Below are 23723 nucleotides of genomic sequence, written 5' to 3'. Positions count from 1 at the left end.
GACCAGCGGGTACGGCGGAGGCGTTGCGCGAGGCTGCCAACAGATGTCCTTCCGAGGGCTCGCGGCGGACTGACTACACGCACGCCAGACAACCTCGCAACGTGAGCAAGCATCGCGGGTCGTCAAAGGGCAGCGCAAAGGGGCAGTGTAGCCGAACGGCACACGCCTGTCCACTTTGCTCTCGCTGCATGCTCCACGTTGGTCGCAGCATCGCCCGTTCAGACGGAAACGTCAAGCCCGTGAGCCCGACTTTTAGCCGACTCTGGGCCCGGACGCTGGGTTTTCTCCCCTGTGTGACCGATCGCCTACCGCACAGGCCCAAGACGATACCCGCGAACGGGGGCGGTTAACGCTCCGTCACACCAGGGGTCGAACCCATGCCGACAACCGGTGTAGCTGTGACTGGATTACCCCCGCCATATGCTTCGCTAAACCAGATTTTTGGTAACAATTGAACGAAGCGCCGCGCCGCCGGAGATCGTCCGGTGCGTCATGCGGTGCCGACCAAGGTCGACAGGCTGGCGACCAGCCAGCGCGAGTCCTGCCGGACCATGACGAACCGGGCTCGGTTCCGGAAGTACTCGTGCCGGGGTTTGGGTTCGCCGGAGACCTCCTTGACGGTAGACATGTTCACGAAGAGCAGAACCTCGACGCGGTCCGGCTCGGCTCGCTCCACCCCGGCTCCCGCCACCGCGATGGTCTGCACGATCTTCTGTGCCTTGGCCTTGGCGACCAGGCTCGTGGTCAAGTCTTTGAGGTGCTTGGTCAGCTCACCGGTGGTGTGCGCGCCGGCCCGCACCAGGTCCTCCTCTACGCTCCGATAGTCGTACGAGAGCAGGTCGGGCGCGACCTTCTTGGCCACGGCCACGGCCTCCACGCCGGCCGCGTCGGCGTCACGAAGATCGCGCAGGTTGAACCACATCGCCGGCACCAGCACGCCGGCCACGACCACGAGCACGCCCAGCAGCACGATCACGAACGTCTTCACAACACCTGCACCGCCTTCGACACCAGCCAGGCGCCGCCGACCTTGTCCAGGTCCATCGACCAGCGGTAGTAGCGCGCCTCCGGCGCGTTCTTGGAGCCGTCCCAGCGGATCTCCACATCCGCGACGACCAGCACCTTGGCCTTCGCTCCTGCCAGCGAGACGAGCCCCGTGGCGCGCAGCACTCCCTGCTGGACGACCTTGCTCCCGGTCGTGGTGGACTTGAGCTTGTCCGCGGTGGCGACGTATTCGGCCCTGGCCGCCCCCGTGGAGGTGTCGAGCATGCGCTGCAGGTCGGCCTCGACGGTCCGGTAGTCCAGCGAGATCAGGTTCTTGGCATGCGCGCCCGCTGCCAGCAGCGCGGCCTCCTTGTCCCCCGCCCTGCCCTGTTCGTCGCGCGCCTGCACGGCGATCCACACGCCCACGCCGACGAGCACCGCCAGCATCCCGCCGAGCACCGCGATCAGGATGCGGGCGAGCCTGACGTCGAGCCCTTCCACGTCTGTCTCACCCCTTCCCGCGCGTCGGCCGCCGCCGGATCATAACGCGGCGGTCACGCCTGGAGCCCCTGAACCAACCCAGGAGGTAAGGGATCGGCGAAAGGGTTGCCAGATCCCACAAATGCCTCCATACGGCCCTCAGAGGCTCGCAGAGCGTCCGTTGGGGGCGCGCCCTACGTAAGTGACCCTTCGGGGGCGGAGCTCACTTGACGCCATGCAGGTAGGCGTTGACCAGGCGCGGGTATTCCTCCAGCCAGTTGCGGCCGCGCTCGTCCACGAACGAGCCCTGCGGCGGGATCACGCCGTTGGCCGCCAGCCAGGTGCCCGGCGGCTGCTGGGCGCGGCGGATCCGATTGCCGGTCGGCATGAGCTGCGGCGGGATCGGCGGCAGCGCGCCGGGGTCGTGCCCCAGCTGGGCCTCGGCCTCCAGCTCGGAGATGTCCTTCTCCTCCGACATGCCGATCGGGCCGTGCCTCCTGGCGTTGAGGAACTGCCGCACGACCGGCTCGTCGCTCGACAACAACATCTCGCGCGGGCCGAACATCACCAGTTCCCGCCGGAACAGCAGCCCGATGCTGTCGGGCACCGTACGGGCGGTGTTGATGTCGTGCGTCACGATCAGGAACGTCGCCTCGACCTCGGCGTTGAGATCGACGATGAGCTGGTTGAGGTACGCCGTGCGCACCGGGTCGAGTCCGGAGTCCGGCTCGTCGAACAGGATGATCTCCGGATCCAGCACCAGCGCCCTGGCCAGCCCCGCCCGCTTGCGCATGCCGCCCGAGATCTCCCCCGGCAGCTTGCGCTCCGCGCCGAGCAGCCCGACCAGCTCCATCTTCTCCATCACGATCTGGCGAATCTGGGACTCGGTCTTCTTGGTGTGCTCGCGCAGGGGGAAGGCGATGTTGTCGTAGAGGTTGAGCGAGCCGAACAGCGCGCCGTCCTGGAACAGCACCCCGAAGAGCCTGCGGAGCTCGTACAGCTTGCTCTCGGTGCAGTTGGCGAGGTCGTAGCCGTCGATCCAGATGTGGCCGCGGTCCGGCCGCAGCAGCCCGACCAGTGTCTTGAGGAAGACCGACTTGCCGGTGCCCGACGGCCCGAGCAGGACCGAGATCTCGCCCGCGGGCAGCGTGAGCGAGACGTCCTCCCAGATGACCTGGCGCCCGAACGACTTGGTGAGCCCGTCTACGACGACTTCGACGCCCACTGGCCACCTTCCCGTGCTCGGGGATGATGCCATCACCGTAACGACGCGCGGCCGGATGGTGACCGGGATCGATAACTTGTTACGAGGCAGTTATGAGACTTCCGGTCCAGTAAGCGCTCGCAGGCTCGGGCGCAGCACGCGCGCGATCTCCTCCTGGGAGACCTCGCGGAGATCGTCCAGCTCCAGCAGCTGATGGCCGACCGTCACACCGAGCATGATCATCGTCATCAGCGCGGCCCGCAGCCGGGCGTCCTCGCTGGGGATGGAGTCCGCCAGCCGGTCGATCTGCCTGCCCAGCAGCTCCCGCGCCGCGGCGGCGGCCTCGGGGTGGGTGAGCATGGACCGCATCATGGCCAGGGAGCCCTGCGGCAGCTCGCCGATCTTCATGGTGAGCGTGCCGAGGAGGTATTCGACCAGCTCGTTCGCGTCCAGACCTGCGCCGGGGACCGGCGCCACGCGCACGGCCTGGTTGAAGAGCTCCTGCTTGCTGCCGAAGTACTGCATGACCAGGGCGGGATCGACCTCGGCCGCCCGGGCGACGGCCCGGATCGTGGTGCGCTCGAATCCCAGCTCCGCGAAGAGCGTCCTGGCCGCGTCGAGGATCCTGCCCTCGGTCTTGCGTCGCCGCTCCGCCCGCGGAAGCACTCTCTCACTCACGCAACGACTCTACATGCGTTGACCAATCGCACTTTTTCGCTCTACGCTCGTTGAATCAACGTCTGTTGAGCGAATGGAGAGTCACTCATGTCCATGGAAGAGATCGTCACCGCCTTCCACGACGCGATGCTGCACAAGTCGGCCGACGAGCTGGCCGAGCTGTATGCGGAGGACGGGCTGCACGAGTTCCCGTTCGGCGGGCTGCCGCCGTACAAGAGCAGGGAGGAGATCCGCGCGGGCTACCGCGCGTCATGGGGCGCGACGCCCGCCGACGTCAAGGAGGTCCGCAGGCTGGCGCTGCACCGCACGGCCGATCCGGAGGTCGTGGTGGTGGAGCAGAGCACGTACGTCACGGCCGGGGACCGGTCGATCACGGTCCCCGGCCTCCTCGTCCTACGGATCAGGAACGGTGAGATCGTCCACACGAGGGACTACATGGACACCAGCGCCATCGCCCAGGTCCGCGGCTAGGCGTTCTGGGTGAGGTCGAAGACGGTGGCGCCCCCGACAGTGGTGGCGGTGAAGGTCTCCTGAACCCACGCGGCGATCTCGGCCGCGTCCCCGCTCCCGCCCGTGCTCCGCCCGCCGAAACCGCCCATGCCGGTGCCCAGGAAGTAGTGAATCTTCCTCTCGGCCACGTACTGCTTGAACTGCTCCAGCGTCGGCGCGGGATCGGTGCCGTTGAACCCGCCCACCGCCATCACCGGTTGGCCGCCGGCGAGCTGATATCCGGCCGCGTTGTTGGACCCCACGGTCGCCGCCACCCACGTGTAGCCGGAGGCGCCGTCCTTCAGCAGCGCGGTCAGCTCGGCGGCCGGCGTGCCGGCGTTGAGCAGCCCGCCCATGCCGCCACCGCCCATCCTGCCGCGCCCGACGCCGTCGCCGCCGGCGGCCGGCGGGCGGAATGCCTGGCCTCCGCCGCCGGGCCGCTGGAACCCGCCGCGGTTCCCGCCACTGGGCGGCCCGCCGAACCCGCCGCCGCCGGTAGAGGGCCCGGCCGTCGGGATGGCCCCGGTGTGCGGCGACGCGGCGGTGTCCACGGCGTACGCGGCCGGCCCCGCCAGGCACGCCACCAGGGCGATCGCGGCCACGGCCAGGACGCGGCGGGTCAGCAACATCGCCAGTGCCGCCCCCAGGCCCGCCACCAGCACGGCGACCCCCAGCCACGCGTTCCAGTCGGCGCTGCGCGAGAGCAGCACGTACGACCACACGGCCGTCCCCGCCGTGATCATGGCCGGCAGCCTGCGCGCCCCCCGCTCCCAGAGCACGGCGGCTCCCATGCCCACCAGCGCCGCGATGGCCGGCGCCAGCGCCACGGTGTAGTACGCGTGGAAGATCCCTTGCATCAGGCTGAAGACCAATGCCGTCACGAGCAGCCAGCTCCCCCACACCCAGACGGCGGCGCGGAACGGGTCGACCCGAGGCGCCCGCCGGGTCAGCCAGGTGACGGCGACCAGCAGCACCAGGGCCGCGGGGAGCAGCCAGGAGATCTGCCCGCCCGCCTCGGTGTCGAACATCCGCAGCCATCCGGACTGCTGGTTGAGGTTGCCCAGCCCGCCGTAGTCGGCTCCGTTGAGCCGGCCGATGCCGTTGTAGCCGAGCGCCAGCTCCAGCACGCTGTTGGTCTGCGAGCCGCCGATGTACGGCCGCTCGGAGGCGGGCACCAGCGCCACCGCCAGCAGCCACCACCCGGCGGCGGCCACCATCGCGGCGCCCGCCAGCAGCAACTGCCGGATCCGGCGCCAGAACGCCACAGGCGCGGTCAGCAGGTAGACCAGCGCGAACCCGGGCAGCACGACGAACGCCTGCAACATCTTCGCCAGGAACGCGAACCCGATCGCCGCCCCCGCCAGCACCAGCCACCGGGTCGCCCCCCGCTCCTGGGCCCGCACCACGCAGTAGCCCGCGACGGTCAGCAACAGCACCAGCAGCGCGTCGGGGTTGTTGAACCGGAACATCAGCACGGCCACCGGCGTGACCGCCATGACCGCCCCGGCCAGCAGCGCCGCCCATGGGCTGAACAGCCGGCGCACGGAGGCGTACACCACGGCCACGGTGCCGACGCCCATCAACGCCTGCGGCACGAGCATGGCCCACGAGTTCAGCCCGAACAGCCGCACGCTGAGCACCATGGGCCACAGCGAGGCCGGCGTCTTGTCGACGGTGATCGCGTTCGCGGCGTCGGAGGCCCCGAAGAAGAACGCCGTCCAGCTCTGGCTGCCGGCCTGCACGGCTGCCGTGTAATAAGAATTGGCCCAGCCCGAGGCTCCAAGGCCCCAGATGTACAGCACGCCGGTGCCCACGAGGAGGGCGGCCAGCGCCCAACGAGACTTAGCTTCGGTAACCACGTCAGGCACGCTAGGCACGCCGGTTGGTGGGGCGATGAGACCGGGATGAGAATCTCCTGAGCCGTGCCCGCACGGCACCGCTCAGGAAATGCGAAAAGGGGCGGAGACATCCGGCACCAGGATGTCTCGCGCCCCTTCTCAGAAGAGACAGGACCGTCTTACTTCACGGTCACGGTGGCGCCGGCGCCCTCGAGGGCAGCCTTGGCCTTCTCCGCCTGCTCCTTGTTGACCTTGCCGTCGAAGACGTTCTTCGGAGCGCCGTCCACCAGGTCCTTGGCCTCCTTGAGGCCCAGGGACGTGAGGGCGCGGATCTCCTTGATGACCTGGATCTTCTTGTCGCCGGCGGCCTCGAGGACGACGTCGAACTCGTCCTGCTCCTCAACGGCGGCGGCCTCGGCGGCGGGGGCGCCGGGGGCGGCGGCGATCGAGACCGGGGCGGCGGCCTTGACGTCGAAGACCTCTTCGAACTGCTTCACGAACTCGGACAGCTCGAGGAGGGTCATCTCCTTGAACGTGTCGAGCAGCTCTTCGGTGCTGAGCTTCGCCATGATGTTTTCCTTACGTTTAGGACTTGCTGACAACTAGGAACGGGACCGCGGTAAGTGCGGCAATCCCCGGTGTTACTCGCCCGCCTCGTCGCGCTTCGCGCGAAGGGCGTCGGCCAGCTGAGCCATTTGCGTGGGCAGCGCGGCGAACATCGCGGCAGCGGCGCTCTGCTTCGCCTTGAGCGCACCGGCAAGCTTCGCGAGGAGGACCTCGCGGGACTCGAGGTCGGCGAGCTTGGTGATCTCAGTAGCGTTGAGGGCCTTGCCCTCGAGCACGCCGCCCTTGATCACCAGAAGGGGATTGGCCTTGGCGAAGTCACGCAGACCCTTGGCCGCCTCCACGACGTCGCCCTTGACGAAGGCGACGGCGGTCGGACCGACCAGCAGGTCGTCAAGACCCGTCACGCCTGCCTCGTTGGCGGCGATCTTGGTCAGGGTGTTCTTCGCCACGGCGAACTTCGCATTCTCACCGAGAGAGGTGCGCAGCTCCTTGAGCTGAGCGACGGTGAGACCGCGGTACTCGGTCAGAACGGCGGCAGCGCTGCCCTCGAACTCATTCTTGAGCTCGGCAACCGCTGTCGCCTTATCCGGCCTCGCCATGGGCCTCCTTCCAGATGTGCCGCCGGCGAAGGCCCCCGAACATGAGAACAGCCCCGGGCGCAGGGCGCACGGGGCTCACACACGGATCAGACCATGTGGGAAACTCGCATCACACCTGCGCGGGTCGTCCACATGACGTGGATCCTTCGGCCGTCAGGCTTGAGCACCTGACGACAACCGGCGGTCTTCGGCAACGACCAGACTACGTCCTGGTCGCCGAGTTTCCAAATCGTTCTCAGTTGGTCGTGCCCTTGGGCAACTCTCCCACCTGGTCGGCGGGCGGCGTCTCGATGGTCACGGCCTTGTTGAAGTCCTTGAAGAACAGCGTGGCGTCGAGCGTGGCGCCTTCCTTCTGCCCGTTCAACGCGAGCTTGCGCGGCAGTCCGTCGGCGGCCACCCAGATGTCGAACTTGACGTCCTTGAGCTCGGCCAGGCCCGTACGGGCCTGCTGCTGCTCGTCGGCGGGCAGCAACTGCACGGCCGCGTCGACCGGGAAGCTGCCGCTGTAGTGGGTGGTGTCCTCGCTGTTGACGCTCTCGTTGCCGACCGACTTCACGTCCTGCGAGGCCGTGACGAGCTTGGTCACATTGGCCAGATCGAACTGCTGGATCTGGTTCAGGTACTGGTTCACCTCGCCGGACTCGCCCATCTCGGTGAGCGGGACCTTGATCCACGGCTTGGTGGCGCCTACCAGGTCCTTGAGCGCTTCGACCTTGACGTAGACGGCGTCGCCCTGCAGCACGGCTCGTACGCCGCCCGGCAGGCTCTGACCGCCCATGTCGACGGTGTCCAGGGTCAGGTCCACGGCCAGGGGCTGCTTCTGGTAGAGCATGCGTCCCTGCACCCGGCCGTCGCCCTGCTGGGGGTGCGTGGCGTTCACCACGGCGTCAACGGTGTAGCTGGTGACCTCAGCCGTCTTCTGCGCGGCCTGCGCCAGCACTTCCGAGGCCGCCAGATTGACCTGGATGGGCTGGGCAGTAGTGCCACAACCGGCAACCGCGGCCACCACGAGCGCGGCTCCGGCCGCGGCGAGACTTATCGATCGCTTCAGCATGTCTTGACCCTACGTTTGCATTCCACGGCCGTAGCGCCTTCCCCGCACAATTAGGGGAAAACCCAGGGTTATCCCCCACAAGGTCTTCACACCATCTTCACAATCCACCATACGGACGCTCCGGCCCGGCCCACCCGCCGCCCCGCTCCACGGTCTTCGCTCTTCGGCGCTCAAGCGGGCCACGGGTGCCGCGGAACCCCACCCATGCTGGGCACACAACCGAAAAACCCCCGCCCGAAAAGGGCGGGGGCTTGTCAAAGAGCAGAGATCAGCTCTCCAGCTCCGCGGTGATGCCGCGGGTGATGTTGGGGTCGACCGGGACACCCGGGCCCATTGTCGTGGAGAAGGTGACCTTCTTCAGGTAACGGCCCTTGGCCGCCGACGGCTTGAGACGCAGCACCTCATCCAGGGCGGCAGCGTAGTTTTCCAGGAGCTCGCGCTCGCCGAACGACGTCTTGCCGATGATGAAGTGCAGGTTGGCCTGCCGGTCGGTACGGAACTCGATCTTGCCGCCCTTGATCTCCGTCACGGCCTTGACGACGTCGGGCGTCACCGTGCCGGTCTTCGGGTTGGGCATGAGACCACGCGGACCGAGCACGCGGCCCAGGCGGCCGACCTTGCCCATCAGATCCGGCGTGGCCACGACGGCGTCGAACTCGTTGAGCCTGTTGCCCTTGGAGATCTCGTCGATCAGTTCGTCGGCGCCGACGATGTCGGCGCCCGCCTCGCGGGCCGCCTCGGCACGGTCACCGGTCGCGAAGACCAGGACCCGGGCGGTCTTACCGGTGCCGTGCGGGAGGTTGACCGTGCCGCGCACGATCTGGTCGGCCTTGCGAGGGTCGACGCCCAGCCGCAGCGCGACCTCGACAGTGGCGTCGAACTTGGTGGTCGACGTCTCCTTGGCGAGCTTCGCGGCCTCGACGGGCGAGTAGAGCTTGTCGCGGTCGAACTTGGCCGCCGCGTCTTTGTGCGCCTTGCTGCGCTTCATTCTTAACTCCTAGTGGTGAACGGGCCTGACGGCCCTCCCACGAACGTCTGAAAGGGTGTTACTCGGCGACCGTGATGCCCATCGACCGGGCGGTGCCGGCGATGATCTTCTCGGCGGCCTCGATGTCGTTGGCGTTGAGGTCGGGCATCTTCGTCTCGGCGATGCTGCGCAGCTGCTCGCGGCTGAGCTTGCCGACCTTGTCGCGGTGCGGGACCGCGCTGCCCTTGTCGAGGCCGAGGGCCTTCTTGATCAGCTCGGGGGCCGGCGGCGTCTTCGTGATGAAGGTGAAGCTGCGGTCCTCGAAAATGGTGATCTCAACGGGGATGATGTTGCCCCGCTGGGCCTCCGTCGCGGCGTTGTACTGCTTGACGAAGTCCATGATGTTGACGCCGTGGGGACCGAGGGCGGTACCCACCGGCGGCGCCGGGGTGGCCTGGCCAGCGGGAAGCTGGACCTTTACCAACGCGGCGATTTTCTTCTTCGGAGGCATTTGTCCTTCTCCGGGTCTTTGATTGTGATGCCGTCCGGGCTGCGGATTGCAGCCCCGGACATGTCGGAGGCCGCCCTCGCGAAGGCGGCCGCCCGAACGTCTAAGTGTAGGTGATCGTCCTAGATCTTCGAGACCTGGTTGAACGACAGCTCGACCGGGGTCTCACGGCCGAAGATCGAGACGAGCACCTTGAGCTTCTGCGACTCGGGGCTGATCTCGCTCACCGAGGCGGGCAGCGTCGCGAACGGGCCGTCCATGACCGTGACCGACTCGCCGATCTCGAATTCGACCGTCGGGCCCGCGGACGGCTTGGCCGCCGCCTTCTTGGCCTCCTCGGTCGGCTCGGGCGCGAGCAGCTTGGCGACCTCGTCGAGGTTGAGCGGGCTCGGCTTGTTGGACAGACCCACGAAGCCGGTCACGCCAGGCGTGTTACGCACCGCGGCCCAGGACTCGTCGGTCAGGTCCATGCGCACCAGCACGTAGCCGGGCAGCACGCGCTCCTTGACCGGCACCTTCTTGCCGCTCTTGAACTCCTGAACGGTGTGCGTCGGCACCTCGATCTGGAAGATGTAGTCCTCCATGTTGAGCGACACGTTGCGGCTCTCGATGTTGGACTTCACGCGGTTCTCGTAGCCGGCGTAGGAGTGAATGACATACCACTCGCCGGGCAGGCCGCGCAGCGACTGCTTGAACTCCTCGACGGGGTCGACGTCGGGAAGAGCCGAAGCGTCTTCGGCGGCGACAGCCTCGACCTCGGCCGCCTCGTCGCTCTCCGCGACCTCGGCCTCTTCGAGAGCCGCCTCGGCGGCTTCCTCAGTGGCCTCTTCCAGCTCGTCGCCCCACTCCTCGCGGGACTCGTCGGCCGGAATAGAAGACTCGGACACGGTGACTCTTCCTCTTTCGTCTAATCGATTGAGCTCGTATCGATGGCGACTCCGTCAGGCGGGCACCGGCGGCGCCGGGATCAGGCTCCGCCGAAGACGCGGAGAACCAACCATCCCAGGGCGGCGTCGAGGCCGTACACGATGCCAACCATGATCAGAACGAATATCAGAACGACCGTGGTGTAGGTGATGAGATCCTTGCGTGTCGGCCAGATGACTTTACGAAGCTCGCCGACGACCTGCCGGTAGAAAAGGGCAGGCGAAGTGCGCGTCTTCTTTTCGCCACTGGGCTTGTCGGCGGTTTCGCCGCGTGTGTCGATCGCCACAGTCCTCACCTGAATTCGTCCGTATCCAACGCAGTTTGCGGCGCGCTTACACGCCAATCGTTGCGCGGACCGCACTCGCAGGGCACGAGGGACTCGAACCCCCAACCGCCGGTTTTGGAGACCGGTGCGCTACCAATTGCGCCAGTGCCCTATGTCATCAACCAGACTACCCTGATCGACTCACTGCCTGGACCGAACCGCCCGGCGACATGCGGCGGAAGGACCAGCCGAAAGCATACGGGGGAATACCCGGTACGTCGAACCCAAAGCTGATCGCCCAGGTCACGAGCACGTGGGACGATGGACCCATGTCCACCCGACCTCGCATCTCCGCAAGAATTTCCGCGATTTCCGAATCCGCCACCCTCGCCGTGGACGCCAAGGCGAAGGCGATGAAGGCGGCCGGACGCCCCGTCATCGGCTTCGGCGCGGGCGAGCCCGACTTCCCGACGCCTGACTACATCGTCGAGGCGGCGATCGAGGCGGCCCGCCAGCCGCGTTTCCACAAGTACACCCCGGCGGGCGGGCTGCCCGAGCTCAAGCAGGCCGTCGCCGACAAGACCAGGCGCGACTCCGGCTATGCCGTCGAGCCGTCTCAGGTGCTGATCACCAATGGCGGCAAGCAGGCCGTCTATGAGGCCTTCGCGACGCTGCTCGACCCGGGTGACGAGGTCCTCGTGGTCGCGCCCTACTGGACGACCTACCCCGAGGCGATCAAGCTGGCCGGGGGCGTGCAGGTGGACGTCGTCGCCGACGAGTCCACCGGCTACCTGGCGGACGTCGAGCAGCTGGAGGCCGCGCGCACCGAGCGTACGAAGGTGGTGTTGTTCGTCTCACCGTCCAACCCGACGGGCGCGGTTTACTCGCGCGAGCAGACCATCGCGATCGGCCGCTGGGCGGCCGAGCACGGCCTGTGGGTCGTCACCGACGAGATCTACGAGCACCTCGTGTACGGCGACACCGAGTTCACCAGCATCGCCACGGCCGTCCCCGAGCTGGGCGACCGGGTGGTGATCCTCAACGGCGTGGCCAAGACCTACGCGATGACCGGCTGGCGCGTGGGCTGGCTGATCGGCCCGGCCGACGTGGTCAAGGCCGCCACCAACCTGCAGTCGCACGCCACGTCCAACGTCTCCAACGTGGCGCAGATGGCGGCGCTGGCCGCGGTCTCCGGCGACCTGTCGGCGGTGGCCGAGATGCGCACGGCGTTCGACAGGCGCCGCCAGACGATGGTGCGGATGCTCAACGACATCCCGGGCGTGTTCTGCCCCGAGCCGAAGGGGGCGTTCTACGCGTACCCGACGGTCAAGGAGCTGATCGGCAAGGAGCTGCGGGGCAGGCGGTCCCAGACCTCTAGCGAGCTGGCCGAGCTGATCCTGGAGGAGGCCGAGGTGGCGGTGGTGCCCGGCGAGGCGTTCGGCACGCCGGGTTACTTCAGGCTGTCGTACGCGCTGGGCGACGACGACCTGGTGGAGGGCGTCAGCCGCTTGGGCAAGCTATTGGCCGAGGCCCGCTGAGACGCCGCCGGCGATTCGCCTGATGTGGGTGGCGAGGCCGGGTGTCGCACCGATGTAGACCGCGGTGCCCGGCTGCTCCAGCCACATGAAGTTCCGCAGGCCGCTCTTGGTGGTCCAGCGCAGCGCCGGCCGCCCCTTGTACGCCGTCAGCGTCGACCTGGCGACCAGCGTGGCGAACTGCTCGGCGGTCCGCACCCCGCACACCACGCCGACGTACAGGTGCTCGTCGTTCCCGCGCCAGATCAGGCCGTCGACGTCGAGCCGGCGGGCGAGCGAGGGCAGCTGGGCGAACGCGCCGGCACGCTTCAGCTTCGCGGGCATGGCCGGCAGGCTTACCTCGGTGCCGCCGCAGGACAGCGAGATGGTCTTGCTCCTTGCCGGCTCCTGCGACGGCGGGGCGACGGTGCGGGTGGGCTCGGGCTCCGGCACGCCGTCACCGCCGCCGCAGCCGGTGAGCGCGAGCACGAGGAGCACTGCCGCCAGACGCCGCATCGACCCCCCATGACGTGTGTGGATACCCGGAAGAGAGGGACTGGGAAGGGGACCTAGTCTCCTACAGGAGCCTTCACGGAGGCGGCAACTGCGAGGAGTTCCCCGCTCAGGGAGTCGCTGACTCTGATCCACGCGCCGGTGCCCACGCGTTCCAGCCAGACGATCACGCGACCGCCGTTCGGATGCCTGCCGACCGCGGCGGGCCGGCCGCGTACGGTGGTGTCACGGGCGTCGAGCATGGTGACCCGGGAGCGGTAGCTCTGCCAGTCCGCCGCCACCATACCGTGCTCGACCTGCGCTTCGACGAACCTGTCCGCAGCTGCGAACCTGGCCCAGCCGCCCTTGACGCCCAGCTCCGGCTCGATCACCCCACCGCCACTGCGTTCGAGCCCCGCGGGGAGGTAGGTGAGCCAGAAATCGTCGGAGATCACCGCGAGGACGCCGGCCCGTGAGTCCGAGCCGCGGGTGGGCACGGCCGAAACGGGGCGGACGTTCGCCTGGTCACCGTCCAGGCGGGTCTCCGGAGGGGCCACGGCGAGGGGTGGGGGCGCCTCCTCGGCAGGACGGGCAATGCGCCCGAATCCCGACGAGAACAACGCGTGGATGATGAGACCCGTCATCGCGAACGCCAGCGCCGCCACCACCGCGCGCCATCCCCGTCCGCCGTCGCGCCCCTCAGGGATCATGCGTCATTGATCCCCGGTTCCCGCCCATCCATCACTCGCCCGCCCGGCTTTCACGGTCGCGAGCCCGCGAGTGGGACGGCACCCCGCCACAGGCCGGATGGCAAGATAAGCAAATGCCACGGCCCCTAGACGCGCTTCCCAAGGCCCATCTCCACCTGCACTTCACCGGTTCGATGCGGCACACCACGCTGATCGAGCTGGCCAGGGAGCAGGGGCTGCATCTGCCCGACGCGCTGGAGGAGGACTGGCCGCCGAAGTTGCGGGCCACCGACGAGCGCGGCTGGTTCAGGTTCCAGCGGCTGTACGACATCGCCAGGTCCGTGCTGAGCCGGCCCGACCACGTCTACAGGCTGCTGCGCGAGACGGCCGAGGACGAGGCGGCGGCCGGGTCGCGCTGGCTGGAGATCCAGGTCGACCCGTCGGGGTACGCCCAGCGTTTCGGCGGCCTGACCGCCACGCTGGAGCTGGTGCTCGACGCCGCGCGGCAGGCGGGCGAGCACGCCCGGATCGGGATCGCGGTGGTCGTGGCGGCGAACAGGACCAGGCATCCGCTCGACGCGAACACGCTGGCCAGGCTGGCCACGCAATACGTCGGCAAGGGCGTGGTCGGGTTCGGGCTGTCCAACGACGAGCGCAGGGGCGCGGCCAGGGACTTCGAGCGGGCGTTCAGGATCGCCAAGCGGGGCGGGCTGCTGTCCGTGCCCCACGGGGGCGAGCTGATGGGCCCGCGCAGCGTGGCGCAGTGTGTGGACGACCTGGCAGCGGACCGGATCGGGCACGGTGTGCGATCGGCCGAGGACCAGTGGCTGATGCACCGGCTGGCCGACCGGCAGATCTGCTGCGAGATCTGCCCCACCTCGAACCTGGGGCTGGGGGTCGCCCAGGACGTCGCCGACGTGCCGCTGCGGCGGCTGTTCGACGCGGGGGTGCCGATCGCGCTGGGGTCGGACGACCCGCTGCTGTTCGGTGCGCGGCTGCTGCCGCAATACGAGCTGGCCAGGGACGTCTACGGCTTCAGCGACGCCGAGATCGCCGAGCTGGCGCGGCAGTCCGTACGCTCGTCGGCGGCTCCGGAGTCCGTACGCAAGGAGCTGCTCAAGGGTGTGGACGACTGGCTGACCGGCTCACTGGAGTGACTCGGCGATCGTGATGGCCTCCTCCTTGGTCCGTACGCCCTCCAGGCGGTAGTTGATCGTGTCCTGGCTCCAGATGAGCGTGGCGGCGGCCTGGCGCAGCGGCACCCGCGTGCCGTCCTGGCGCGCGATGTAGCCGAGCGGGTGCTCACCCTCGAGCCAGAACGCCTGGTAGGGGCCCACTTTCACGAAGTCGGGGTACGGCGGGCCGGCCTTCTTGAAGAAGATGGGGTCGACGGCACCGTCGAACTGGTCGAGCCGGATGCCGCCCGGCCAGAACAGCGACACCACCCTTCCGTTGTCGGCGACCGACGCGCTCTGCGGCGGGCCGAGACTGCCGGGGATCCTGACCTCGAACCTGGCCTGGCTCCGCACCCCGGACGGGGGCACGGTGCGCTCGCCGGGCAGGGACGCCGTGGTGGTGACCGGCGGGGGTGTGCTCTCGCCGATCTCCAGCTCCACCCCGGCGAACCGCAGGATCCTCGCCACCGCGGCCCGGCCCTGGGGGGTGGCGGCCGTGATGGCGATGACCACGACGACCACCGCTGCCACGATCGTCCACCGCCTGCCGCGCCGCGCCGGCCGCCCACCGTCCCGCCGCCCCGGCGGCCGAGATCGAGCCGGCCTGACGGGGCCGGTATAGGGACCGTGCGCCGGATCGGGCCCTTCCCCGGACTCGCCACCCGCCCCGGCGTCGGCGTCGGGATCGGTGTCGGAAGGCGAGGCGGGGTTGGGGGGTTGAGGGGTGGATTCAAGGCGGGCGCGAACGGCGGCCGCCACGTCGGCGGGAGGCGGCGCCGGCACGTCGATGAGATCGCCGAGCGCCAACAGCTCCGCCTGCAGCTCATCGAGAGGCTCGTCGAAGGGCTCACGCGAACTCATTGCCCACCTCCTCCCTCAACCGGGCCAGCCCACGGTGGGTGCTGGACTTGACGGTGCCGACCGGCCAGTCGAGCACCTGCGCCGTCTCCGCCTCGCTCAGCTGTAAGAAGTACCGGCAGACGACGGCCTGGCGTTCCCGCTCGGGCAGTCCACGTACCGCCACCAGAAGGCGAGAACGCCGGTCGGTGGCCACGGCCGCACCCTCGGGATCGTCGGGAGCCGTGACGTCGGCGGTAGCGCCGAGCCGGAGCGCCAGCTCATTCCGCCGCCCCCGCGACCGGGTCAGGTTGTGCGTCTCGTTGGCCACGATGCGCAGCAGCCACGGCCGGAACGGCGCCTCCCGGCGGAAGCTCGCCAAGTGCCGGAACGCCTTGACGAAAGCCTCCTGCACCACGTCCTCGGCCTCGTCCCCCGCACCCAGCATGGACGCGGTACGGTGGGCGAGCGCACTGTAGCGGGCGACCAGCGCCTCATAGGCCGCTAAGTCACCCTCCAGCGAGCGCGCGATCGCCTCGTCGTCGTCCATGGCGAGTCAGATTCCATCGCATGGAGGGGTCCGCGGGGAAGGGCGTTTCGCAGATCGCGTGACCCCCACCGCCGACAGGGGCATTAGACTCGGGCAATCCGTGTGCCCCCTAGAAGGAACGGGACTATGTCTTCTGGGTATGACCGTGTAGTACAACCGGCGGCCGGTGACGAGGCCCTGGAGAACCACCTAGGTGGGGACGAGGCCAAGAACTATCGGCAGTACGAGTTCGACATGGTCGCCCCGCATGTCGGCCGCTCCATGCTGGAGATCGGCTCGGGGCTGGGCCACTTCGCCGAGCAGTTCCTGCCGCGCCTCGACCGGCTGGTCGTGAGCGACTTCGACCCCTACTGCGTCGAGCAGTTGAAGAAGCGCTTCGAGGGCCGCGACGAGATCGACGTCCTGCAGTTCGGCCTGCCGACCGACATCCCGCTCGAGGACAAGGTCGACACCGTCGTCATGATGAACGTGCTGGAGCACATCGAGGACGACGCCGGGGCGCTGCGCTCGCTGGCCCGGGTCACGCTGCCCGGCGGCCGGATCATCATCTGGGTGCCCGGCTACATGCAGCTTTATGGAGACTTCGACCGCAAGGTCGGCCACGTCCAGCGCTACACGCCCAAGACGCTGGCCTCGGCGGTCGCCAAGGCGGGCCTGGACGTCGAAGTGCTCAAGCCGATCAACTTCCTGGGCGGCATCGCCTGGTGGGCGGCGGTGCGCCGGGGCGGCGTGGGCTACCCGGACCCGCGGCTGGTCAAGATCTACGACCGGACGGTGGTCCCGCTGACCCGCCTGATCGAGCGGTTCGTCCGTCCGCCGTTCGGCCAGACGGTGTTCTGCGTGGCCCGGGTGCCGCAGAAGTAAATCCCAGGGGGAGACTCCCCCTGGGCTTCACTTGATGGAGCCGGCGGTCAGCCCGCCCACCACCTTCCGCTCGATCAGCGCGAACAGGATGATCACCGGGATGGTGGCGATCACGGAGCCGGCGAACAGGTTCTGCCAGTCCACCTGGTATTGCCCGATGAACGAGTTCAGCGCCACGGTCAGCGGCTGGTTCGCGGGCGTCGTGGCCAGCGTCAACGCGACCACGAACTCGTTCCACGCCGCGATGAACGTGAAGATCAGCGCGGTGATGACGCCCGGCATGGCCAGCGGCAACGTGATCCTGAACAACGCGCCGAAGCGCCCGTTCCCGTCGATGAACGCGGCCTCCTCCAGCTCGCGCGGGATCGAGGCGAAGTACGCGTTCAGGATCCACACCGCGAACGCCAGGTTGAACCCGCCGTTGACGAGGATCAGCGACCAAATCGAGTCCACCAGCCCGAACTCGAAGAACTCGCGGCGGATGCCCACCAGCATGGCCGTGGGCTGGAACATCTGGGTGACCAGCACCAGGACCAGGAACGCGGTGCGCCCCCTGAAGTTGTGCCTGGCCGAGTAGTACGCCGCCGGCAACGCCACCAGCAGCACGAGGATCGTCGACCCGGCGGCCACTTTGATCGTGACCCAGAGGTTCCCGGCCAGCCCGCTGGTCCAGAAGTTGGTGAGGTTGGACCACATCCACTCCTCGGGCCAGAACGTGACGTCACGCAGCGAGTCCTGGCCCCGCAGCGAGGTGAGCAACATCACCAGGTACGGGAACAGGAAGACGAACGCGATGACGTACGCGCTCGCCGCGACGATCACGGTCTTGAGCCGGGGCATGCTGCGTGCCGCGGTGCGCCGGGGCCGGGCGTGGTGGTGCGGACTGACCTGCCGCGGGATCGTGTTGACGGCCATCACGCCACCTCCTTGTTCCACCGGGACACCCGAAGGAAGATCACGGTCAGCACGATCACCATGCCGAAGTTGACGACGGACATGGCGGCCGCCTCCCCGATGTCGGAGCCCTGCAGGACGTACATGAGGATTGTCGAGGTGGCCGTCGAGTAGCCGGGCTGCCCGTGCGTCATCGCCCAGATGATCGGGAAGCTGTTGAAGACGTTCATGACGTTGATGAGGGCCGCCACGGTGAGCGCGGGCCGGAGCAGCGGCAGCGTGATCGACCAGTACGTACGGAACCGTCCGGCCCCGTCCATCCTGGCCGCCTCGTAGACGTCGGAGGGAATCGTCGCCAGTCCAGCCAGCAACGCGTACGTGGTGAACGGCACCGACACGAAGACCGCCACAAAGATCAGCCACGGCATCGCGGTGGACGCGTCACCGAGCTGATCGGCCGCGGCCCCGCCCATGGCGTCGATGAGCCCGAGCTTCAACCGGATCTGGTTGATCACGCCGACCTCGGGGTCGAGCATCCACTTGAAGATGATCGCCGTCATCAGCACCGAGGCCGCCCACGGCGCGATCAGCGCCCAGCGTGCGATCTTGCGACCGGGGAAGCGCTGGTTGAACAGCTGAGCCAGGGCCAGCGAGATCAGCACGGTGAGCGCGACGACCGCGACCACCCAGATCACGCTGCGGACCATGATGTCGGCGAAGTCCTTCTCGCCGAACAACTTCTCGTAGTTGGCGAACCCGTTGCCGCCCTGGACCACGCCGAACCGGCTGATCTTGAGGAACGACGACCTGATCATCTCGATCACGGGCCAGAGCACGACGACCGCGATGAGCACCACGGCGGGCCCGACCCAGGCGATGGGCTCCAGGGCGCGCAACCTTCTCAATGCAAAGCCTTCCGTGAAAGGGATGGCCCAGCGAGGAGACGCTGGGCCATCCGCCCCGATCAACCGGCCTCGGCGACCTTCTGGAGCTCACCGAGGACCTTGGCCGGGTCCTCCTTGACGGCTCCGCCGATGGTCTGCTTGATCGCCGGGTTCACCTCGGCCCACTTGGGGTCCTGGAACGGGTAGAAGCTGGCGTTCGGCAGCGCGTCCAGGAACGGCTTGAGCTTCTCGTCACTCGACAGCTTCTGGATGCCGCCGTTGGTGACGGGCAGCAGCTTGTAGGTGTCGGAGATCTTCGTCGCGGCGTTGCCGGTGTAGAAGAAGTCGAAGAACTTCTTGATCTCCGCGGCGTGGCCGTTCTTGTTGAACGCCATGATCCAGTCCATGACGCCGAGCGTGGTGTCGAGGGGGCCGGTCTTGCCGGGGATGGGCGCGACGCCGTAGTTCTTCAGCCCGGCCGCGTCGAAGATCGGGATGGACATGGGTCCGCCGTTGACCATGCCGACCTTGCCGGCGCCGAAGTCCTCCCAGACCGTCTTGCGGTCCTTGGTGCCCGGGTTGGGGGTGGTCAGGCCGGCGTCGACCAGGCCCTTCATGTACGTGAAGGTCTCGACGTTCTGCGGCGAGTTGATCGACCACTTGCCGGAGGCGTCCTTGTAGCCGCCGCCGTTGCCGAGCATCCACAGGAACGACTCGGCCTGGGCCTCCTCCTGGCCGAGCGGCAGGCCGAACGGCTGCGTCACGCCGGCCGCCTTCAGCTTCTCGGCCGCGGCCTTGAGCTCGTCCCACGTCTTCGGCGGCTCGGCGATGCCGGCCTTGGTGAACAGGTCCTTGTTGTAGAACAGCGCGCGGGCGGAGGAGACGAACGGGATGCCGTACGCGGCCCCGTCCACCTTGCCGAACTCGGCGAACTTCTGCAGCATGTCGCCGGAGACGTTCGGGGACAGGACCTCGTCCACCTTGTGGAGCAGGCCGTCCTTGACGAAGCCCGAGTAGTCGCCGGTCTGCAGGATGTCGGGCACCTGGCCGTTCTGGACCATGGTGGCGACCTGCTTGTCGATGTCGTTCCAGTTGATGACCTGGACCTCGACCTTGATGTTCGGGTTCGCGGCCTGGAACTCGTCCACGACGCCCTTCCAGAACGTCTCACCCGAGTTCGGCTTGCCGGGTCCGTCGCCGTAGTCCGCGGCGACCATCTTGAGCGTGACCTGACCGCCGCCCGATGCCTGGGTGCCGCCGCCGTCGCCGGAGCCGCAGCTGGACAGGACCAGCATCGTGGCAAGGCCGAGAGCGGCGCCGCCCACAAGCTTCATGTTCACTGGAGATACCGCCTTCTCGTCGGACGGGTGACGCTGGTCCGTACCAGCTACCGGACCCCGCCCTGGGGGGATGGGCACGCGCGACGCGCGTTTGCGCCAGAGTAAGCCAGCGTTCAGGAGGCGGTCTATACCGGCTTGTCTCGATTTGAAAACACTCTTACCAGTAAGTGCTCACAACCGGTCTAGACCGGACGTCAGAGGATCTTCCTCCGGACGTTCTCCCCGCCCTCCGGCGCGCCGATCCACGGCCCCTCGATGGACGGGTCGAGGATGCCTTCCTCGACGAAGCCGTAGCGGCCTTCCAGCACGTATCCAGCCAGCCGCGCGTCGTGGGCGTCGCTGTTGTCCCAGAGCCGGTCGAACAACGCATCCACGCGGCGTCGCGCCTGGTGGCAGAAGGTGTCGGCCAGCTCGTACGGCCTGCGCCCCAGATCCTTGGCGTCCTCCTCGGCCTTGATGCAGGCTGCGGTCATGGCGAACAGCTCGGCCCCGATGTCCACGATCCTGCCGAGGAAGGACTGCTTGTGCTCCAGCCTGCCCTGCCAGCGGGACATGCCGTAGAAGGTGGACCGGGCCAGTTTCCTACTGGTCCGCTCCACGAAACGCAGATGCGCGGCCAGCGGGCCGAAGTCGGCGTACGCGGTGGGCAGGTTGCCGGTGCCGGCGACCAGCGTGGGCAACCACTTGGCATAGAAGCGGCTCGCCCGCTTGAGCGCCTGCGTGCGTTCCTGGCGGGACGCCTCGGGGTTGATCAGCTCCCCGGCCGCCGACAGGTGCGCGTCCACCGCCTCCCTGGTGATCATCAGCCGCATGATCTCGGAGGAGCCCTCGAAGATGCGGTTGATACGCGAGTCACGGAGCATCTGCTCGGCGGGCACGCCGCGCTCGCCGCGGGCGGCCAGCGACTCGGCGGTCTCGTAGCCGCGCCCGCCCCTGATCTGGACCAGTTCGTCGAGCGCCTGGTACGACATCTCCGTCGAGTAGAGCTTGCTCAGCGCGGCCTCGATCCTGATGTCGTTGCGCTTGTCGTCGGCCAGGCGGCTGGTGAGCTCCATGACGGCTTCCAGCGCGTACGCGGTGGCCGCGATGAAGGCGATCTTCGTGGCCACAGCCTCGTGCGTGCCGATCTTGTGTCCCCATTGCACGCGCGCGTTGCCCCACTCGCGGGCGATCTTCAGCGCCCACTTGGCATTCCCCGCGCACGTGGCGGGCAGCGACAGGCGGCCGGTGTTCAGCGTGGTGAGCGCGATCCGCAGCCCATCGCCCTCACGCCCGATCAGATTCTTCGCGGGCACTCTCACCTGGGCGAACTCGGTGACACCGTTCTCGATCCCGCGCAGCCCCATGAAACCGTTGCGCCGTTTGACGATGATGCCCGGCGAGTCGGCCTCGACCACGAACGCACTGATCTTCTTACCGGTCCTGGCCATGACCACGAGCAGGTCGGCGACGACGCCGTTGGTCGTCCACAACTTGACGCCGTCGAGCACGTAGTCATCGCCGTCGCGGACGGCGGTCGTGGACAGGCGTGCCGGGTCGGAGCCGACGTCCGGCTCCGTCAGCAGGAAAGCCGAAATTTCGCCCGCCGCGCACCTTGGCAGGAATTCTCGCTTCTGTTCCTCCGTGCCGAACAACTTCAGCGGCTGCGGCACCCCGATCGACTGGTGCGCCGACAACAACGTCGCCAGTGCCGGGGAGTACGAGCCCACCAGCATGAGGGCCCGGCAGTAGTACAGGTACGGCAGGCCGAGCCCGCCGTACTCCTCGCCGATCGTGATCCCGAACGCACCGAGCCCGGCCAGCCCTTTGACGACCTCGTCGGGCACCTGCCCGGTCCGCTCGATGAGCGCAGGATCGACGTGCGCGTCGAGATAGCGGCGCACCGCGCGGACGAACTCCTCGCCGCGTTTGGTCGCCTCGTCGGGCAGCTTGGGCGCCGGATACACCAGATCCAGCCGGAAGTCGCCAAGGAACAACTGCTTGGCGAAACTCGGCAGGGCCCACTCCTTCTCGCGGGCCTGCTCGCCGACTGCCCTCGACTCCGCGTACTTGGCGTGCTCGGTCATAGCACCTCCCGACTTTGCGCCGTCCCGTGCTTATGAGTAGTGCCCCGCCTAACGGCGCGCCTGTCGCCGTTTATATGCCCTTTTTCAGCGGACGGCGAGCACCGGCCGCCGGCACAATGGTCGCCACGAGGGCGAGGACGGCGGGAAGCACCAGGTAGACGCCGCAGAATGTGAGCGATGCGACCGACATCAGAGCACCGACCACGGCCGTGTTCCGGTGCCGGCCGGCGGGCAACATCCGCACCGCCGCCACCACGCCCGCCGCCGTGACCGCGGCCAAGCACGCCGAAGTCGCCCGCATCAACAGGTCCAGATCCACCGCCCAGACCAGCACGGGCAGGCACAGCACGGCCAGCAACCCCAGACTCCGGTACGGCGTGCCTCCCGGCTCCCCACCCTTGGCGAACCACCCGGGCAGCGCTCCCTCCCTTGCCAGGGCCGCCCCGAGCCGCGCGGCCCCGGCGATGTAGGTGTTGACCGCCCCGAACGTCAGCAGCACGGCCACCACCCCGGTCACGGGCCGCGCCGCGGCACCGATCCCCAGCTCCAGCATCGCGGTCAGCGGCACCTCGGTCATGTCCGCGCCCAGGACGGCGACGGAGGAGACCGACACCCCCAGGTAGAGGACGGCGATCACGGCGAGCGTCACCACCGTGGCCCTGATCAGGCCGTTCGTCCGATCGGCGAACTCGGCCGACAGGTGGCTGGCCGCCTCCCAGCCGACGAAGGCGAACATGAGCACGCCGGCCGCCCCGGCCACGCCCGCGAAGCCGTACGGGGCGAAGGGGGTGAAGTTGGCCGGGTCGGCGTGCGGAGCCGCGCTGATCACGGCGGCGGCCAGCAACGCGACCAGGAGCACGACGAACACGATCTGCAGCCGCCCCGAGGTCCGCAGGCCCGCCGCGTTGGCCGCGAAGGCGGCGATCATGATGAGCCAGGCGGCCAGGGTGCCGTCCACGCCGAAGCACGCCTCGACGTACTGGCCGCCGACGAGCGCGCCCGCGACGGTGCCGATGGGGACGGCGCCGAAGAACCACCAGCCGGCCATGGCGGAGGCGCGCCGGCCGAACGCGAGCCCGACGAAGCTCGCCACTCCGCCACCGTCCGGGTACCGCGCGCCGAGCGCGGCGAAGGTCAGCGCGACCGGGACGCTCAGCACCAGCAACCCGGCCCAGGCCAGCACGGAGGCGGGCCCCGCGGCGGCGGCCGCCAGATGCGGCAGCACCAGCATCCCCGGCCCCAGCACCGCCCCGACCAGCAGCGCCATGCCTTGCCCGGTGGTCATCCGTTGTGTCATACCCCATGAAATTACTCATCTGAACGAGAACCACCGCTGCCTGCCGAACGTACGACCGGACGGACATGCGAATATCCCTCCATGGATGAACTTGATTCGGCCATTGTGCGGTTGCTCCAAACGGATGCTCGGCAGTCCAACCGGGAGCTGGCGCGGCAACTCGGCATCGCGCCCTCGACCTGCCTGGAGCGAGTCAGGTCGCTCACCCGGCGCGGCGTCATCCGCGGCTACCACGCCGACATCGACCCGGCCGCGCTCAACCGCGGCGTGCAGGCCATGGTCTCGGTCCAGGTGCGGCCGCTCAGCCGGGCGGTGATCAACGCGTTCAAGTCGTCGGCCGCCGAGATGCCCGAGGTGCTCAGCGTGTTCGTGCTCGCGGGCGGGGACGACTTCCTCCTGCACGTGGCCGTCCAGGACCTGGATCATCTGCACGCGTTCCTGCTGGACAAGCTGAGCAAACGCAAGGAGATCGTCGGCTTCCGCACCTCGGTGGTCTTCCAGCAGGTCCAGAAGGCCGTCCCGACCCGCCTGCCGCCACCGGGCGATACCTGACTTTCGTCA

Annotated in this window: 26 protein-coding genes and 1 tRNA gene; 5 read left to right on the top strand and 22 right to left on the bottom strand. The window is 68.2% G+C overall.

Annotation, left to right across the window (positions count from 1 at the left end; genetic code table 11):
* Positions 1 to 490 precede the first annotated feature (490 nt).
* From Q9G87_RS05740 to Q9G87_RS05725, 4 genes are all read right to left on the bottom strand, one after another.
* Positions 491 to 988, bottom strand: a complete 498-nt coding sequence (locus Q9G87_RS05740; protein ID WP_305915101.1) for a hypothetical protein — start codon at positions 986 to 988, stop codon at positions 491 to 493.
* Positions 985 to 1485, bottom strand: coding sequence for a hypothetical protein (locus Q9G87_RS05735; protein ID WP_305915100.1), 501 nt, complete (start codon positions 1483 to 1485; stop codon positions 985 to 987). Before Q9G87_RS05735 ends, Q9G87_RS05740 begins: the two co-directional genes overlap by 4 nt.
* Before the next feature lie 202 nt (positions 1486 to 1687).
* Positions 1688 to 2689 (bottom strand): ABC transporter ATP-binding protein, encoded by a 1002-nt coding sequence (locus Q9G87_RS05730; RefSeq protein WP_305915099.1) that lies wholly within the window; start codon positions 2687 to 2689, stop codon positions 1688 to 1690.
* A 90-nt stretch (positions 2690 to 2779) separates the two neighbouring features.
* Positions 2780 to 3346: a TetR/AcrR family transcriptional regulator gene (locus Q9G87_RS05725; protein WP_305915098.1), complete on the bottom strand. Its 567-nt coding sequence runs from the start codon at positions 3344 to 3346 to the stop codon at positions 2780 to 2782.
* An 87-nt stretch (positions 3347 to 3433) separates the two neighbouring features.
* On the opposite strand from Q9G87_RS05725, the gene Q9G87_RS05720 reads away from it, so the two are divergent.
* Positions 3434 to 3817 (top strand): nuclear transport factor 2 family protein, encoded by a 384-nt coding sequence (locus tag Q9G87_RS05720; protein WP_305915097.1) that lies wholly within the window; start codon positions 3434 to 3436, stop codon positions 3815 to 3817.
* Here Q9G87_RS05720 and Q9G87_RS05715 read toward each other — a convergent pair.
* The 9 genes from Q9G87_RS05715 to Q9G87_RS05675 all read right to left on the bottom strand — a co-directional run bounded on the left by Q9G87_RS05715 (position 3814) and on the right by Q9G87_RS05675 (position 10732).
* On the bottom strand, positions 3814 to 5694 hold the full coding sequence (locus tag Q9G87_RS05715; protein ID WP_305915096.1) for a mannosyltransferase YkcB-related protein: 1881 nt from the start codon (positions 5692 to 5694) through the stop codon (positions 3814 to 3816). The two genes, Q9G87_RS05720 and Q9G87_RS05715, sit on opposite strands and share 4 nt — an antisense overlap.
* Before the next feature lie 158 nt (positions 5695 to 5852).
* Positions 5853 to 6242, bottom strand: coding sequence for a 50S ribosomal protein L7/L12 (gene rplL / locus Q9G87_RS05710; protein WP_305915095.1), 390 nt, complete (start codon positions 6240 to 6242; stop codon positions 5853 to 5855).
* Between the two features lie 72 nt (positions 6243 to 6314).
* A complete protein-coding gene (rplJ, locus tag Q9G87_RS05705) occupies positions 6315 to 6839 on the bottom strand; it encodes a 50S ribosomal protein L10 (RefSeq protein ID WP_305915094.1) in 525 nt (174 codons plus the stop codon).
* A gap of 235 nt (positions 6840 to 7074) precedes the next feature.
* On the bottom strand, positions 7075 to 7893 hold the full coding sequence (locus Q9G87_RS05700) for a LolA-like protein (protein ID WP_305915093.1): 819 nt from the start codon (positions 7891 to 7893) through the stop codon (positions 7075 to 7077).
* 268 nt (positions 7894 to 8161) lie between these two features.
* Positions 8162 to 8881 carry a 50S ribosomal protein L1 gene (gene rplA, locus Q9G87_RS05695; protein ID WP_305915092.1) on the bottom strand — a complete coding sequence of 240 codons (720 nt, stop codon included), beginning with the start codon at positions 8879 to 8881 and terminating at the stop codon, positions 8162 to 8164.
* 58 nt (positions 8882 to 8939) lie between these two features.
* Positions 8940 to 9371 carry a 50S ribosomal protein L11 gene (rplK, locus tag Q9G87_RS05690; protein ID WP_127939574.1) on the bottom strand — a complete coding sequence of 144 codons (432 nt, stop codon included), beginning with the start codon at positions 9369 to 9371 and terminating at the stop codon, positions 8940 to 8942.
* A 119-nt stretch (positions 9372 to 9490) separates the two neighbouring features.
* Positions 9491 to 10255 carry a transcription termination/antitermination protein NusG gene (gene nusG, locus Q9G87_RS05685; RefSeq protein ID WP_305915091.1) on the bottom strand — a complete coding sequence of 255 codons (765 nt, stop codon included), beginning with the start codon at positions 10253 to 10255 and terminating at the stop codon, positions 9491 to 9493.
* An 80-nt stretch (positions 10256 to 10335) separates the two neighbouring features.
* Positions 10336 to 10581 carry a preprotein translocase subunit SecE gene (gene secE, locus Q9G87_RS05680; RefSeq protein ID WP_164904133.1) on the bottom strand — a complete coding sequence of 82 codons (246 nt, stop codon included), beginning with the start codon at positions 10579 to 10581 and terminating at the stop codon, positions 10336 to 10338.
* Positions 10582 to 10659: 78 nt separating this feature from the next.
* A tRNA-Trp gene (locus Q9G87_RS05675) sits at positions 10660 to 10732 on the bottom strand.
* Between the two features lie 157 nt (positions 10733 to 10889).
* On the opposite strand from Q9G87_RS05675, the gene Q9G87_RS05670 reads away from it, so the two are divergent.
* Positions 10890 to 12098 (top strand): pyridoxal phosphate-dependent aminotransferase, encoded by a 1209-nt coding sequence (locus Q9G87_RS05670; protein WP_305915090.1) that lies wholly within the window; start codon positions 10890 to 10892, stop codon positions 12096 to 12098.
* On the opposite strand, the gene Q9G87_RS05665 is transcribed toward Q9G87_RS05670, so the two are convergent.
* The gene (locus Q9G87_RS05665; RefSeq protein WP_305915089.1) at positions 12078 to 12590 is read right to left on the bottom strand and encodes a hypothetical protein; all 513 of its coding nucleotides are present in this window, start codon (positions 12588 to 12590) and stop codon (positions 12078 to 12080) included. The genes Q9G87_RS05670 and Q9G87_RS05665 overlap by 21 nt on opposite strands.
* A 53-nt stretch (positions 12591 to 12643) precedes the next feature.
* On the bottom strand, positions 12644 to 13276 hold the full coding sequence (locus Q9G87_RS05660) for a hypothetical protein (RefSeq protein ID WP_305915088.1): 633 nt from the start codon (positions 13274 to 13276) through the stop codon (positions 12644 to 12646).
* Positions 13277 to 13389: 113 nt separating this feature from the next.
* On the opposite strand from Q9G87_RS05660, the gene Q9G87_RS05655 reads away from it, so the two are divergent.
* Positions 13390 to 14412 (top strand): adenosine deaminase, encoded by a 1023-nt coding sequence (locus Q9G87_RS05655; protein WP_305915087.1) that lies wholly within the window; start codon positions 13390 to 13392, stop codon positions 14410 to 14412.
* Here Q9G87_RS05655 and Q9G87_RS05650 read toward each other — a convergent pair.
* Both Q9G87_RS05650 and Q9G87_RS05645 read right to left on the bottom strand, forming a co-directional pair.
* Positions 14401 to 15291, bottom strand: a complete 891-nt coding sequence (locus tag Q9G87_RS05650; protein WP_305915086.1) for a hypothetical protein — start codon at positions 15289 to 15291, stop codon at positions 14401 to 14403. The two genes, Q9G87_RS05655 and Q9G87_RS05650, sit on opposite strands and share 12 nt — an antisense overlap.
* The gene (locus tag Q9G87_RS05645) at positions 15278 to 15817 is read right to left on the bottom strand and encodes an RNA polymerase sigma factor (protein ID WP_305915085.1); all 540 of its coding nucleotides are present in this window, start codon (positions 15815 to 15817) and stop codon (positions 15278 to 15280) included. The genes Q9G87_RS05650 and Q9G87_RS05645 overlap by 14 nt, the downstream gene beginning before the upstream one ends.
* A 126-nt stretch (positions 15818 to 15943) precedes the next feature.
* Here Q9G87_RS05645 and Q9G87_RS05640 point away from each other — a divergent pair, with 126 nt between their 5' ends.
* Complete coding sequence (locus Q9G87_RS05640) at positions 15944 to 16681, top strand: class I SAM-dependent methyltransferase (protein ID WP_305915084.1); 738 nt, start codon at positions 15944 to 15946, stop codon at positions 16679 to 16681.
* Between the two features lie 27 nt (positions 16682 to 16708).
* Here the strand turns inward: Q9G87_RS05640 and Q9G87_RS05635 are convergent, their stop codons facing one another.
* From Q9G87_RS05635 to Q9G87_RS05615, 5 genes are all read right to left on the bottom strand, one after another.
* Entirely contained in the window at positions 16709 to 17596 is an 888-nt protein-coding gene (locus Q9G87_RS05635) for a carbohydrate ABC transporter permease (RefSeq protein WP_305915083.1), read from the bottom strand.
* Positions 17596 to 18480, bottom strand: coding sequence for a carbohydrate ABC transporter permease (locus tag Q9G87_RS05630; RefSeq protein WP_305915082.1), 885 nt, complete (start codon positions 18478 to 18480; stop codon positions 17596 to 17598). Before Q9G87_RS05630 ends, Q9G87_RS05635 begins: the two co-directional genes overlap by 1 nt.
* Before the next feature lie 59 nt (positions 18481 to 18539).
* Entirely contained in the window at positions 18540 to 19793 is a 1254-nt protein-coding gene (locus tag Q9G87_RS05625; protein ID WP_305915138.1) for an extracellular solute-binding protein, read from the bottom strand.
* Positions 19794 to 19993: 200 nt separating this feature from the next.
* Complete coding sequence (locus Q9G87_RS05620) at positions 19994 to 21865, bottom strand: acyl-CoA dehydrogenase family protein (RefSeq protein ID WP_305915081.1); 1872 nt, start codon at positions 21863 to 21865, stop codon at positions 19994 to 19996.
* A gap of 70 nt (positions 21866 to 21935) precedes the next feature.
* Positions 21936 to 23150, bottom strand: coding sequence for an APC family permease (locus tag Q9G87_RS05615; protein ID WP_305915080.1), 1215 nt, complete (start codon positions 23148 to 23150; stop codon positions 21936 to 21938).
* Positions 23151 to 23243: 93 nt separating this feature from the next.
* On the opposite strand from Q9G87_RS05615, the gene Q9G87_RS05610 reads away from it, so the two are divergent.
* The gene (locus tag Q9G87_RS05610) at positions 23244 to 23714 is read left to right on the top strand and encodes an Lrp/AsnC family transcriptional regulator (RefSeq protein ID WP_305915079.1); all 471 of its coding nucleotides are present in this window, start codon (positions 23244 to 23246) and stop codon (positions 23712 to 23714) included.
* Positions 23715 to 23723 lie beyond the last annotated feature (9 nt).

Source organism: Nonomuraea turcica (assembly GCF_030718205.1).
In the GTDB taxonomy this organism is placed as follows: domain Bacteria; phylum Actinomycetota; class Actinomycetes; order Streptosporangiales; family Streptosporangiaceae; genus Nonomuraea.
This window is presented reverse-complemented; position numbering and strand designations above follow the sequence as displayed.